This window comes from Sporosarcina sp. Y1009, from assembly GCF_057669865.1.
On record NZ_JBYHFO010000018.1, the window covers coordinates 1 to 14,088 of the forward strand.

Sequence of the window (14,088 nt, forward strand, 5' to 3'; positions counted from 1 at the left end):
TCGCCCGGCGGTATTATTTTATGCTCGTTGTGCAGTCGTTTATGCTCGCTGCGAACCTAGTTGTGCTCGTTGCCACCCGTTTGTTCCCATAACGAGTGCTTCAATAATTTTATCCTCGCAACGCCACCACGCTCTATTTCAGTTTCACCCCATATTTCAAAGAACATTTTCTAAAAGCCTATAGTCGCTCGCCCGTCTATCCTCCTTTTAAAAACATGTACTAGAGAGAGGAGGTGATCGTATGATGCATCATGGAAATTGCCATGGCAATCAGGTGGAGCCGATTGTATGTCCGCCGGAATATAGATTTCACGATGAATTTATGCCGCGGGAGGTTCCTGTTATTCACCCAATTGTCAACGTGAATAGACAGCATTACGTTGATATACCAAGACATTATTGCGTAGAAACGACAGAAAATGTTATGGGCGCACCAGTCGTCCCACGTGGTGGTTTTGGACCGGAGTTCGGAGGTGGCTATGGTCCTGAGTTCGGCGGAAGAGGCCGTTCACGCTGGTTCTAAAACCGAGTTATGGTAAACTAAAGTTATTAAAACTTATTGAGGGTGAACAAGTTGAAAGCTTTAGTATATGTGATTCCGATAATGATTATCGTTGCTTGGGGTAGCTGGATTATGTTGAATCGGAGTCATACAGATGTGCCCGAAACATCACGTGTTCTCATCACGGTTGGCGCTGTAATTGTGAGCGGGATCATTTCATACTTTCTGTTTCCGAAAGATGAAGTTAAAAAGAAATAATAAATACCGATGGCCACGTGCTGTCGGTATTTTTTATAGCTAATATTTGAGTTAACCATAAATAAATATAGGTTGACTCATTTCGGTTCATCTTTTATTATAGTAATCAGAACACACTAATTTGAGGTGACTTATGACAACAGCGACGACGAAAACAAGAAGTGGCATGAATGCATTAAGCTTGGTTTATAGTGGAATGTTTGCTGCGCTTATGATGATTGGTGCAAACATTACTGCATTTGCACCGTTTTTAACGGTTGGGGGGGTACCCATCACGCTCCAGACATTTTTCGCGATCCTTGCAGGTTTAATTCTAGGCAGTCGATTAGGTGCAATTTCGATGACCGTTTACATGTTTGTCGGCCTTGCAGGTGCACCAGTGTTCGCAAAATTTGGCGGCGGCGTTGGCTGGGTGATTAGCCCGACTTTTGGATTTATTGTTTCATTTATATTCGTAGCATATGTAGTTGGGAAAATTGTTGAAAGAAATGGCAAGTTGAGCAGTTATATTTTCGCGGCACTTGTTGGGTTTGTGATTAATTATGGGATTGGAACAAACTGGATGTATTTCGCCTATAAACTTTGGGCAGCTGCCCCTGATGCATTTACATACAAGCTTGCGTGGCTGTGGATGGTGCCACCTTTACCAAAAGATATCCTTCTATCTGTGTTGGCAGGAATTTTTGGCCATCGCATGTACAAAGTATTAAAAGTTCGCCGTAATTGAAAGATGAGAAAAGAGACATCTCACCCTGATGAGCATGTCTCTTTTCTTTTTGGAATTAATCACCAACATTTTTTTGCATTAATAATGAAACGCTTTAGCCTCTGAAACGTAACAGTAGATGTAGCAAAAATCTTTTACAAGAAATGAGTGTTTCATATGGTGAATCTATTATTATTTTCAGTCATCGCCGGAATTATCGCGAGTTTACTTATCGTTCCATTTGCAACAACTGTAAAAAAGAATAAGAAAAATAATGATGAACAAGATTTAGTATTTAATAGATGGGCAGCGTTAGGGAGTACTGCTCTCCTAGTAGCAATCGTCGTATTTGCAGTTTATTATTTGTCCAATTTGGATAGAAACTGGACGTCCTTATGGGTGATGCTGATCATTGCAACATTCCTAGGTGTTACCTTTGCTGGCCCTAAAGACCGGAAACCGAAAATTATTCTCTTTATCGGTGCTGCGATTTTTGGCGTCTATCTACTGAGTGCACCACTTTTTAATGCAGACAAGAAATATAAAGCGGTCGAAATGGATGAGAAAGTGGAAATCACCGCATTTGATGAAACGAAAACACCTGCTAGTGTGCCACCGAAATTTGCGCGAAATAAAATGAAGAAAGCCTTCGGTCAAGTACCAAATACGAGTTATTATGAACTTGGTAACTTGCAAATACAGAAGGTCGGTGATGACTTTGTCTATATTGCACCCGTTGAGTTTTCAGGGTTTTTCAAATGGTGGAGTGCGAAATCGACACCAGGATACTTTACAATGAGCGCGACTGATTCATCAGACAATCCGAAATTCATTGATGCCGAAATGGTTTATACACCGTCTTCATTTTTCGGAAAAAATGTGGAACGACATATGAGAATGGCCATGCCAAATCTCATTTATTACGGAGATGTTCAGCTGGAAATAGATGATGAGGGGAAACCGTATTATATTCGTTCATACGGAGAATTTATTTCCGCGCGTAACGGCTTTGACGTGAAAGGGATCGTCATGATGGATCCCGAGTCGGGGGATGTTGAGCAATATCCGACTTCTGAAGTTCCAGAATTCATTAACGGAGCGGTTTCACCTGAGGCTGTAAGCTTGCAAAATAGCTATTTTGGAAACTATATTCACGGTTTTTGGAATTCGGTCGTTGGAAAGAAAGACGTGAAATTACCATCAGATGAAGGAACAGAAGCAAATGTGAGTCCGATATTCGACGAAAATGGACATATGTATTACTTTACAGACTTTACAAGCCCGAAAGAAGGCGTCGATTCAATGCTCGGTTATGCGTTGACGGATGGTCGTACAGGAGAAGCAACATATTACACGGGTAATCTGGAAGAGTCTTATATGGATTCACAGGGTGCGCTGCAAATTATTGAGAAGAAGTTTATCGAAAAGAAATGGTCTGGCGAAATGCCGGTGCTCTATAACTTTTACGGTGAAGCGAGTTGGCTGACACCAGTTTTGGATTCTAATGGATTTTTGCAAAACTACTTTATCGTATCTGCTGCAAATCCAGAGATTTCAGTCCACGGGACAACACCAAATGAAGCGTTGAAATTGTATAAAACCGCAATTCAACGTGGCGGAAGTACGGTTGATGGCACTTCAAATGCTGAAGAAGCAAAAGCTGCGATCACGGTAGCCCGGGTATTTAAAGAGCGGGTGGGTGACTTTACATTAGTGTCGATTTTGGCAGATGACGGTCGAAATTTCCTCGTTTCTTCTGAGGTTGAACCACTTTCGATTTATATTCAAGAAGGTGACAAGCTCGCCATGACCTATTTAGATACAGGTGAACAATTTTTACCGGTAAGAGAATTGACCAATACTAGCGTAAATTAAGAAAAAATGGGGCTTCCTAATCATATTAGGAAGCTCTTTAATTTTTTGCACAATCTCTCCCTCATTCCGACGAACTTGCACGCTGCCCGAATTCCGATATATTTACTACGCCAACAGCCAATTTCCACACAATGTCTAAACTAGCAACCCATTCGCCGATACTGATTGAGATTCTTCCATTCAGGTGCGAATCAATTGCGAATCAGTAAATTCGGCTGTACAATCAAGTCAAAGATAGTCAAAGTCAATGCCTTATCAGACTTCATGAAAGAGGTGAGGACATGCGAAACATTTCTGATATTATTGAAGGATATTTAAAGAGGATTATCGAACAAGAACACAGTGGCATTATTGAGATTAAACGGGGAGAAGTTGCCGAAAAGTTTCAATGCGTGCCATCGCAAATAAATTATGTGATCAATACGCGATTTACAGCTGAACGTGGGTATGCCGTTGAGTCGAAACGAGGCGGTGGTGGGTATATTCGTATTTTTAGAGTTCGTCCGAATAACCGCAAGGACTTAATCGAACATATCCTTGCAGGTCTTGATGGCGGCGCTTCGCATACGATGGCATTAGATATTGTTTATCGGCTTATCGATGAAGAAGTCATCACTGAGCGCGAGTCTAGGCTGATTCTTGCGGCGGTAGATCGAACGACAATCCGCATTCCGCTTCCAGAACGAGACATCATTCGGGCACGTATTTTACGTGCGATGCTCATTACGCTTATTTATGAACAACTTTAGGTTAAACGATAAACCAAACTTTACCTATCGGAGGTGGACATTTTGATTTGTGAAAATTGTAAAGAACGGCCTGCATCCGTCATTATAAAAAAAGGGAATACAGGTGAATCTGTCGAACAACATTTATGTGAGAAGTGTGCTTTCCAATCACAAACATTTCACTTTGATCCTAACCAGGAACCATTATCTATTCAGCAATTTTTGTCACAATGGTTTGGAACAGCGGAGCCATTTAAAACAGAGCAACAAGCCCGTGTCAATCAATTTGATGGAATCGAATGTCCAGGATGTCAGTTAACGTTTTCAAAATTCCTTGACATTGGGAAATTTGGTTGTGCAACATGCTATGACACGTTTCGGCAACATCTTCCAAATGTCTTTGGTAAACTACATAGCGGTCATGCAACCCATACTGGGAAAATACCCGTTTCATTTAATCGAGTATATGCCATTAAGCGGAAAGTGGAAGAAGTCCGTGCGAAAATGCAAGATGCTGTAAAAGAAGAGCGATTTGAAGAAGCCGCTGCTTTACGCGATGAAGCCAATGAACTTCAAAAGCAACTTGCATATGGAGGTGAAGAACCCGATGTCGATTGAAAAATTCATACGGAATGCGGCAACTGGCTGGATGACTGCGCACGGTGAAAATTCGGATATTGTGCTTTCCACACGTATTCGATTGGCTCGAAATTTAAGGGGCTATCGTTTTCCTATCGCTGCAACTGACGAAGAAGCATTAGTGGTAGATAAGATTGTTTCGGGGACACTATTAGATATGAATGAGGAAGACTATACGTACTCGAGAATGTCTGACTTGCCTTCATTAGACCAAGAAGTACTCGTAGAGAAACACTTGGTCAGCCCGAATTTGACGGACCCTAATCGCCACGGTGCGGTCTTGTTGTCTTCTGATGAGTCAGTCAGTGTCATGGTCAATGAAGAAGACCATATTCGAATCCAGTGCATTTATCCAGGGCTACAACTAGAAGAAGCTTTCCGTCATGCCAATGAGGTGGACGATTTGCTTGAGAAAGACTTGCCGTATGCATTTGATGAGGAATTTGGGTACTTAACTAGTTGTCCCTCCAATACAGGAACAGGGATGCGTGCCTCTGTTATGATGCATTTGCCTGCATTGACGATTACAAAGCAAATCGACCGTATTATTCCAGCTATCGGACGTTTAGGTTTAGTTGTTCGGGGAAGTTACGGTGAAGGAAGCAAGGCGCTCGGCAATGTGTATCAAGTGTCCAATCAGGTTACACTTGGAAAAACCGAGCATGATATTTTAGAAGACCTTGGCAATATCACATCGCATCTACTAGCACATGAGCGAAAAGCAAGGCGTTTATTGCTAGAAAAATCTCAAATTGCGCTTGAAAATCGTTTGTTCCGCTCTTTGGGAACGCTTGTCTATTCGCGATTATTGCAAACGGGTGAAGCGGCTCGTTGTCTATCCGATGTACGACTTGGGATCGATTTGGGAATTATCAAAGATGTTGACATGTCAATTCTCAATGAATTAATGATCTTTATGCAACCGGGTTTTCTTCAGCAATTTGCGAATACAGAGTTAAACCAAGAAGAACGTGATATTTTCAGAGCTAAACTGTTTCGTGAACGGCTTGAAATTGTTGGGTCTAGGCACGACAGAGAAGAATAAACTATTATAAAGCTGGAAAATCATTACTGTCTTCAATAAAGAATTAGTGAATTACATTCAACTACCTATAAGGTAGTCGAATAGATTATATATAGTAGAAGGAGAGGACTGAATGATGATGTTTAATCGATTTACACAACGAGCACAAAAAGTGTTACAACTTGCCCAAGAAGAAGCGATTCGCATGAAACACGAGTCTATTGGCACTGAGCATATTTTGCTTGGACTTATTCGTGAGGGTGGGGGGATTGCGGCGAAAGCACTTGAAGCAATCGATGTCAGTTTTGTAACGATTGAAGAAGGTGTCGATAAGCTTGTCGGATCCGGCACAAAAGACGTTGGTCCTATCGTTCACTATACACCTCGTGCAAAAAAAGTTATCGAACTATCAGTCGACGAATCTCGTAAGTTAAACCATTCATATATCGGAACTGAACATATCTTACTTGCACTTATTCGAGAAGGCGAAGGTGTCGCTGCTCGCGTCTTAAGCAATGCCGGCGTGAGTCTCAACAAAGCTCGCCAGCAAGTTTTACAATTGCTTGGAACAACAGAAAGTTCTAGTGGTTCAAATGCCAACGCATCTGCCTCTGCAGCTACGCCAACATTAGACGGCTTGGCGCGTGATTTAACTGAAGTCGCACGTGAAGGGCAACTCGACCCAGTTATTGGTCGAAGCAAAGAAATTACGCGTGTCATCGAGGTACTCGCGCGTCGCACAAAAAACAACCCAGTTCTAATTGGAGAACCAGGTGTTGGTAAAACTGCAATTGCTGAAGGTCTCGCGCAACAAGTTGTGAATAATGAGGTGCCGGAAATCCTTCGTGATAAACGTGTTATGACACTTGATATGGGAACGGTCGTTGCGGGAACAAAATACCGTGGTGAATTTGAAGATCGCATGAAAAAAGTGATGGAAGAAATCCGCCAAGCGGGTAATGTCATTTTATTTATCGACGAACTGCATACGCTTATCGGTGCGGGTGGCGCTGAAGGTGCGATCGACGCATCTAATATTTTAAAACCATCACTTGCAAGAGGAGAACTCCAATGTATTGGTGCAACAACGCTTGATGAATATCGAAAGTACATTGAAAAAGATGCAGCACTTGAAAGACGTTTTCAACCGATACAAGTTGACGAACCGTCTGTTGACGAATCTATTCTAATACTAAAAGGTTTGCGTGATCGCTATGAAGCGCATCACCGTGTCAAAATTACGGATGAGGCAATTGATGCCGCAGCGAAAATGTCTGATCGTTATATCTCCGACAGATTTTTGCCTGATAAGGCCATTGACTTAATCGATGAAGCAGGTTCGAAAGTGCGTTTACGTTCATATACGACACCACCGAACTTAAAAGAACTTGAAACACAATTGGAAGCCATTCGTTCAGAGAAAAATGAGGCTGTTCAAAGCCAAGAGTTTGAAAAAGCTGCTTCGTTCCGAGATAAGGAACAGAAGATGAAAGAAGAACTTGATGTAACAAAGAAAGCTTGGAAAGAAGAACAAGGGAAAACAGAGTCAAAAGTTACTGTGAATGACATCGCCGAAGTTGTCGCGATGTGGACGGGTATCCCCGTTTCAAAAATAGCAGAAACTGAATCACTTAAATTACTGAATATGGAGGAAACCCTTCATGAACGGGTAATTGGTCAAGCAGAAGCAGTTACTGCAATCTCGAAAGCGATTCGACGCGCACGCGCTGGACTTAAAGATCCAAAACGCCCAATAGGTTCCTTTATATTCCTTGGACCAACAGGTGTTGGTAAAACAGAACTTGCACGGGCACTAGCGGAAGCGATGTTTGGTGATGAAGACGCAATGATTCGTGTGGATATGTCCGAATACATGGAGAAACATTCAACTTCACGTCTGGTCGGATCACCTCCAGGTTATGTTGGACATGATGACGGAGGTCAGTTGACCGAGCTCGTACGTCGCAAGCCTTATTCGGTTATTCTATTAGATGAAATTGAGAAAGCGCATCCTGACGTCTTTAACATCCTTCTGCAAGTATTGGAAGATGGTAGACTGACGGATTCTAAAGGGCGCACAGTCGATTTCCGCAATACAGTCGTTATTATGACGTCCAACGTAGGTGCGCAGGCACTTAAGTCGAATCGATATGTAGGATTCAACTTAAATGACTCGGATCATGATTACGAGGGTATGAAATCAACAATGCTCGAGGAGTTGAAGAAAACATTCCGTCCGGAGTTTTTAAACCGTGTTGACGAAATGATCGTCTTCCATTCACTTGAAAAAGAACATCTACGTAAAATCGTTACGCTAATGGCAGATGAATTATCCAAGCGTCTTAAAGAACAAGATATTCTACTTGAATTAACAGATGCTGCAAAATTGAAGATTTCTGAAGTTGGTTACGACCCTGAGTATGGTGCAAGACCATTACGTCGGGCGATTCAGAAACATATTGAGGACCGGTTATCTGAAGAACTATTAAAAGGTACTGTTTTAACAGGTGGAAGCGTCATTGTTGATGTGGAAAATGATGAATTTGTCGTTCGAACTGAAGGTGTCGAGTCAAAAGAAGTCGTCACTGAAAAATAACAAATGGTAGAAACAGGATAGTCCGCCGTCGAAAATTTCGACGGAATAGGACTGTCCTTTCCGTATTTGGAGGTAAATATGTCAAAAAGAAAATCAAAATTCATGTGTAAAGATTGTGGCTATGAATCTGCAAAATGGATGGGGCGTTGTCCGGGATGTGGTGAATGGAACACCATGAACGAAGAAGTTGAAGTTGTTAGTAAAGGCCCGCGTGGCGCTTTTCAACATACAGAAAATGTGCGCCAAAAAGCCATGCCGATTAGTCAGGTTGAAGTGAATGCAGAACCACGTATTAAGACAGATTTAGAGGAATTGAACCGCGTTCTCGGTGGTGGAATTGTCCCCGGTTCCTTACTGTTAACTGCAGGAGATCCAGGGATAGGTAAATCTACACTTCTGCTTCAAGTATCCTCTCTGCTGGCGAATGCAGGTCATCGTGTTTTATACATTTCTGGTGAAGAGTCAATTCGCCAAACGAAACTTCGTGCAGAACGCCTCGGTGTTTTATCAGATGAACTTTATATTTATGCGGAAACGGATTTAGAACAAATCCATCTCACCATTGAAGAGGTAAAACCACGATTTGTGATTGTTGACTCAATCCAAACGATTCATCATCCTGAAGTGAAGTCAGCACCGGGAAGTATTACGCAAGTGCGCGAGTGTACTGCTGAACTAATGAGAATTGCAAAAACACAAAACATCGCAATATTTCTCGTTGGCCATGTGACCAAAGATGGTCAGATTGCAGGTCCGCGTATACTTGAACATATGGTTGACACTGTTTTGTATTTTGAAGGAGAGCGTCATCATACGTATCGTATTTTAAGAAGTGTTAAAAATCGATTTGGATCGACGAATGAAATCGCGATTTTTGAAATGTTGCAATCGGGATTAAAAGAAGTGTTGAACCCTTCTGAATTATTCCTTCGAGAAAGGTCACAAGGCGGTGCTGGTTCCACAGTCGTAGCATCGATGGAAGGAACGAGGCCGATTCTTGTTGAAATCCAAGCGCTCGTCACACCATCTAGTTTTAATTATCCTAAACGAATGGCGACGGGGTTAGACCAAAACCGTGTGTCACTATTAATGGCAGTGTTGGAAAAACGAATGGGTATGCTGTTACAAGCACAAGATGCTTATATTAAGGTTGCCGGTGGGGTAAAACTAGATGAGCCTGCCATTGATCTGGCAGTATTGGTGAGCATCGTCTCGAGTTATCGTGATACCGCCGCAGGACTTTCCGATTGCTATATCGGTGAAGTGGGATTGACGGGAGAAGTTCGACGTGTGTCACGAATTGAACAACGAGTCTCTGAAGCTGCAAAACTAGGATTCGAGCGTGCCATCGTTCCATCATCGAATTTAGGGGGATGGGATTATCCGAAAGGAATTCAGGTGATCGGTGTCGAAACAGTAAGTGATGCACTGAAAATAGGTTTTTCAAAATAACGGGACTACGAGTTAGTCCTCTTCTATTATTTCTGTGGTCAGTTATGATCGTGAATTCGACCCAAGAATGACAGCGAATGTCAATTTGCTACGGTAAATTCGTCACATTTTTCGAGTTTTATTAGGTTATGAAAGGCGAGTAGTAGGGAATAGATGTATAATAACGACAAGTCCTTTGACAAAAGCGCTTTTTGTTTAAGGTGAACTGCAATATGCGAGTTCGAAAGAATCATTTGTACGTATGTAAAAAAAGAGGAGGTGTTTCATATGTTAAGAAGAGTTGTTCAACTGACATTTTTACTTTTGGGTGGTACGTTGGGTGTTATATTTTTGCCGCAATTATTCTCTGTCTTTTCTTTTACTTCAACACCGATCCTGAATAATCCTTATGTAACCGCAATTATCGGTGCAATTATATTCTTCTTATTAAATCTATTTTTAACATCGCCGGTTGTGAATTCCATCAAATGGATGGAAGATCGGTTATTAAAAGCACCCATTTTTGATTTATTATTCGGGACGCTTGGGTTAATTCTCGGGTTAAGTTTGGCATTTCTTCTCAGTTTTTGGCTTGGAAGCATTGAAATTCCGCTTATTAAGTCTGTACTACCGACAGTGCTATTTGTTATTCTTGGTTACTTGGGATTTCAGGTTGGATTTAAGCAGGGTGATGAAATCATTCAAGCATTTCAATCAGCTAAAAGTAATGGTCTGAAGAAGAAAGAAAGTGAAGATGCAAATGCAGCAGTTACGCGTGGAAAAACCTACAAAATTCTTGATACGAGTGTGATTATTGACGGTCGAATCGCGGATATCTCAGCTACAGGATTTTTAGAAGGAATTCTGGTTGTTCCACAATTTGTGTTGACGGAATTGCAACATATTGCTGATTCCTCGGACACTTTGAAGCGGACGAAAGGAAGACGTGGACTAGACGTCTTAAAACGTTTGCAAACAGATGAAGAATCAGGCATTTTAATAACAGACGCAGATTTTGCGGATGTCGGAGAAGTGGATTTGAAGCTTGTTCATCTTGCGAAGGATATGGGCGGACTTGTCGTCACAAACGATTTTAATTTGAATAAAGTGGCGGATTTACATGGTGTGTCTGTCTTAAATATTAATGATTTGGCGAATGCGGTGAAACCAGTCGTTATTCCTGGAGAAGATATGCATGTCGTCGTGATTAAAGACGGGAAAGAACATCAACAGGGAATTGCTTATTTGGATGACGGAACGATGATCGTTGTGGAAGATGGTAAGTTCCATATAGGCAATGCAATTGACGTGACAGTGACAAGTGTTCTGCAAACGTCAGCAGGGCGAATGATTTTTGCGAAACCGAAAAACGGCCGCACTGCCAAAGCCAATTAATCATTAGAGACAAGGAAGATATAAGTGGATTATACAGTCATGTTGCCAGCAGCCGGAAGCGGAAAGCGGATGGGTGCTGGTCAAAATAAACTCTTTTTAGAACTCAATCAAACGCCGATTTTAATCCACACTCTTTTGGTGTTTGAAAAAGATCCTGCCTGCAAAGGGATTATTTTAGCGGTAAAACAAGAGGAACGAAAAGATATAAAAGCGATGCTAGACAAATTTGGCATCTCTAAAACGAAACATATTGTGGATGGTGGATCTGAACGTCAATATAGTGTAGCTGCATGTATTAGCGCGCATGCTGAAAGTGGTATTGTGCTTGTACACGACGCGGCACGTCCATTTTTACGAAGGTCTGTTATTGCGGATCTAGTTCAAAGAGCGAATGACTTCGGGGCTGCGATTGCGGCCGTTCAGCCGAAGGATACCATGAAGTTAGCGAAAGATGGCGTCGTTGAAGAAACGGTTGATCGCGAAAATCTTTGGATTGTACAAACGCCACAAGCATTCCGATATCCTGTGCTAAAAGAGGCGTCAGAGCTCGCAATTCGTGATGGTTTTTTAGGGACGGATGAATCCATGCTCGTGGAAAGGCTTGGACATCCCGTACAAATTGTAGAAAGTACGTATGAAAATGTTAAAATGACAACGCAGGAAGATCTTGCGTTTGGTGAAATAATACTGAAAAGGCAATTGGAGGATATTGTATGATACGGATTGGACAAGGTTTTGATGTGCATAAATTTGAAGAGGGACGCCCGCTCATTCTTGGTGGGATATTAATCCCGCATGATAAGGGGCTTACGGGTCATTCTGATGCGGATGTGCTGCTTCACACGATTACGGATGCGGCACTCGGTGCGATTGGTGAAGGGGATATCGGACGTCATTTTCCGGATACAGATAGTGCATTTAAAGATGCAGACTCAGCGGTGTTATTGGAGAAAATTTGGGCGCTTGTCAATGAACGTGGCTATAAGCTGGGAAACATAGATTGTACGATTATTGCGGAACAACCAAAAATGGCCCCGCATATCGAAGTCATTCAACAGCGTGTAGCCGAACTGTTGAAGGCGGATGCGTCACAAGTCAATATTAAAGCGACGACGACAGAGAAATTAGGCTTTACGGGTCGCGGAGAAGGTATTGCCGCGATGGCAACCATACTTTTGCAAAAAAACTAACATCTTTTTCATTGAAATAAAACCTGTGATAAAGTAAAAAGGGTCTATGCACAAAAACTTAGGAGGATTTACTATGACAAAGGAAGTTCGAGTTCGATACGCACCGAGTCCAACAGGACACTTACATATCGGAAATGCACGTACAGCGTTATTTAACTATTTATATGCACGCAGTAAAGGTGGAAAGTTCATTATTCGAATTGAAGATACTGATGGTGCTCGTAATATTGAGGGCGGCGAAGATTCTCAACTTAAGTATTTGAAGTGGTTGGGGCTTAATTGGGATGAAGGCGTTGATGTTGGCGGAGATTTTGGTCCTTATCGCCAATCTGAACGAAATGATTTATATAAAAAACATTATGATGAACTTTTAGAGAAAGATTTAGCATATAAATGTTATTGTACACCTGAAGAATTAGAAGCTGAACGTGAAGCACAAACTGCCAAACATGAAATGCCGCGTTATGGTGGGAAATGTCGTCATTTATCTGCAGAGGAACGTGCTGCACGTGAGGCAGAAGGCAGAGAGCCAAGCATTCGTTTTGCTGTACCGCGTGGGAAAACTTATACATTCAACGATATTGTCAAAGACAATGTATCGTTTGAATCGGATGGAATTGGCGACTTTGTCATCGTGAAAAAAGATGGTATTCCAACGTATAACTTTGCTGTCGCTGTAGATGATCATTATATGGAAATTACGCATGTATTACGTGGAGATGACCACATTTCAAACACGCCGAGACAACAAATGATTTACGAATCATTTGGATGGGAAATACCAAGTTTTGGCCATATGACATTAATCGTGAATGAAAGTGGTAAGAAGCTAAGTAAACGTGATGAAGCGATTATTCAATTCATCGAACAATATGAAGAACTCGGGTATTTACCAGAAGCTTTATTCAACTTTATCGTTCTACTCGGCTGGTCGCCAGAAGGTGAAGATGAGTTATTTTCAAAAGAAGAACTTGTATCGATATTTGATGAAGCACGCTTGTCGAAATCACCAGCAGCATTCGACAAAAACAAATTGACGTGGATGAACAACCAATACATTAAGCAATTATCACTGGACGCTGTTATTGAATTGGCGTTGCCGCATTTGCAAAAGTCAGGTTCATTACCGGCACAACTGTCTACAGAACAACAAGCTTGGGCGCATGATTTAATCGCTTTATATCAAGGACAACTAAGTTATGGGGCTGAAATTGTTGAACTCACCGCCCAGTTCTTTAAGGATGACATTGAATATAATGAACAATCCCAAGAGGTACTTGCAGGTGAACAAGTTCCAGAAGTGATGGCCTCACTAGCAGGTAAGTTTGGGGAACTTGAAACATTTGACGCAGCGTCCATAAAAGCGGCAATTAAAGCTGTTCAAAAAGAAACAGGTCATAAAGGGCGTAACTTATTCATGCCGATTCGTGTTGTCACTACAGGTGAAACGAGCGGTCCTGAATTACCAGCGGCAATCGCACTGGTCGGAAAAGAAATTGCTACCCGACGCATTGCTAAATACGCAGAACAATAATTTTGACAAACGGTACTTTGCGTGTAAAATTGTAGATAATCGTTTTCGTTTAAATATCGTTAACAAGTTAAATCATTGATAAGGATAAGTACATATTCGTAAACCCTTCAGAGAGGATCGCCACAGGCTGGAAGCGATCTGGGTGATTCGTGTATGGAATGCCCCTTTGAGTGCCGCGCTGAAGTCGTAGTAAGCCGGACGTTTCGCCAA

The 14,088-nt window shown here is 41.8% G+C and carries 13 protein-coding genes and 1 other annotated feature (1 of these 14 only partly in view); all 13 genes read left to right on the forward strand.

Features of this window, described 5'->3' with window-relative positions; translation table 11 throughout:
- Positions 1-241: 241 nt before the first annotated feature.
- The 13 genes from AC25Y1_RS16520 to gltX all read left to right on the forward strand — a co-directional run bounded on the left by AC25Y1_RS16520 (position 242) and on the right by gltX (position 13,878).
- A complete protein-coding gene (locus AC25Y1_RS16520) occupies positions 242-523 on the forward strand; it encodes a hypothetical protein (RefSeq protein WP_488149106.1) in 282 nt (93 codons plus the stop codon).
- 51 nt (positions 524-574) lie between these two features.
- Positions 575-760: a histidine kinase gene (locus tag AC25Y1_RS16525; RefSeq protein WP_488149107.1), complete on the forward strand. Its 186-nt coding sequence runs from the start codon at positions 575-577 to the stop codon at positions 758-760.
- Between the two features lie 133 nt (positions 761-893).
- Positions 894-1,487 (forward strand): biotin transporter BioY, encoded by a 594-nt coding sequence (locus AC25Y1_RS16530; RefSeq protein WP_488149108.1) that lies wholly within the window; start codon positions 894-896, stop codon positions 1,485-1,487.
- Positions 1,488-1,643: 156 nt separating this feature from the next.
- Entirely contained in the window at positions 1,644-3,341 is a 1,698-nt protein-coding gene (locus AC25Y1_RS16535; RefSeq protein ID WP_488149109.1) for a hypothetical protein, read from the forward strand.
- A 281-nt stretch (positions 3,342-3,622) separates the two neighbouring features.
- Positions 3,623-4,090 (forward strand): CtsR family transcriptional regulator, encoded by a 468-nt coding sequence (locus tag AC25Y1_RS16540; RefSeq protein WP_488149110.1) that lies wholly within the window; start codon positions 3,623-3,625, stop codon positions 4,088-4,090.
- A 42-nt stretch (positions 4,091-4,132) separates the two neighbouring features.
- Entirely contained in the window at positions 4,133-4,687 is a 555-nt protein-coding gene (locus tag AC25Y1_RS16545; protein WP_488149111.1) for a UvrB/UvrC motif-containing protein, read from the forward strand.
- Positions 4,677-5,753, forward strand: a complete 1,077-nt coding sequence (gene mcsB, locus AC25Y1_RS16550) for a protein-arginine kinase McsB (protein WP_488149112.1) — start codon at positions 4,677-4,679, stop codon at positions 5,751-5,753. The genes AC25Y1_RS16545 and mcsB overlap by 11 nt, the downstream gene beginning before the upstream one ends.
- A 115-nt stretch (positions 5,754-5,868) precedes the next feature.
- Positions 5,869-8,328: an ATP-dependent Clp protease ATP-binding subunit gene (locus tag AC25Y1_RS16555; RefSeq protein ID WP_488149177.1), complete on the forward strand. Its 2,460-nt coding sequence runs from the start codon at positions 5,869-5,871 to the stop codon at positions 8,326-8,328.
- Positions 8,329-8,406: 78 nt separating this feature from the next.
- Positions 8,407-9,780 (forward strand): DNA repair protein RadA, encoded by a 1,374-nt coding sequence (gene radA, locus AC25Y1_RS16560; protein WP_488149113.1) that lies wholly within the window; start codon positions 8,407-8,409, stop codon positions 9,778-9,780.
- A gap of 267 nt (positions 9,781-10,047) precedes the next feature.
- Positions 10,048-11,154, forward strand: coding sequence for a PIN/TRAM domain-containing protein (locus AC25Y1_RS16565; RefSeq protein WP_488149114.1), 1,107 nt, complete (start codon positions 10,048-10,050; stop codon positions 11,152-11,154).
- Positions 11,155-11,178: 24 nt separating this feature from the next.
- Positions 11,179-11,871 carry a 2-C-methyl-D-erythritol 4-phosphate cytidylyltransferase gene (ispD, locus tag AC25Y1_RS16570; protein ID WP_488149115.1) on the forward strand — a complete coding sequence of 231 codons (693 nt, stop codon included), beginning with the start codon at positions 11,179-11,181 and terminating at the stop codon, positions 11,869-11,871.
- Complete coding sequence (ispF, locus tag AC25Y1_RS16575) at positions 11,868-12,344, forward strand: 2-C-methyl-D-erythritol 2,4-cyclodiphosphate synthase (protein ID WP_488149116.1); 477 nt, start codon at positions 11,868-11,870, stop codon at positions 12,342-12,344. Before ispD ends, ispF begins: the two co-directional genes overlap by 4 nt.
- A gap of 73 nt (positions 12,345-12,417) precedes the next feature.
- Complete coding sequence (gene gltX / locus AC25Y1_RS16580) at positions 12,418-13,878, forward strand: glutamate--tRNA ligase (RefSeq protein WP_488149117.1); 1,461 nt, start codon at positions 12,418-12,420, stop codon at positions 13,876-13,878.
- Between the two features lie 66 nt (positions 13,879-13,944).
- Positions 13,945-14,088, forward strand: a binding site (T-box leader) (it continues 75 nt past the right edge of the window).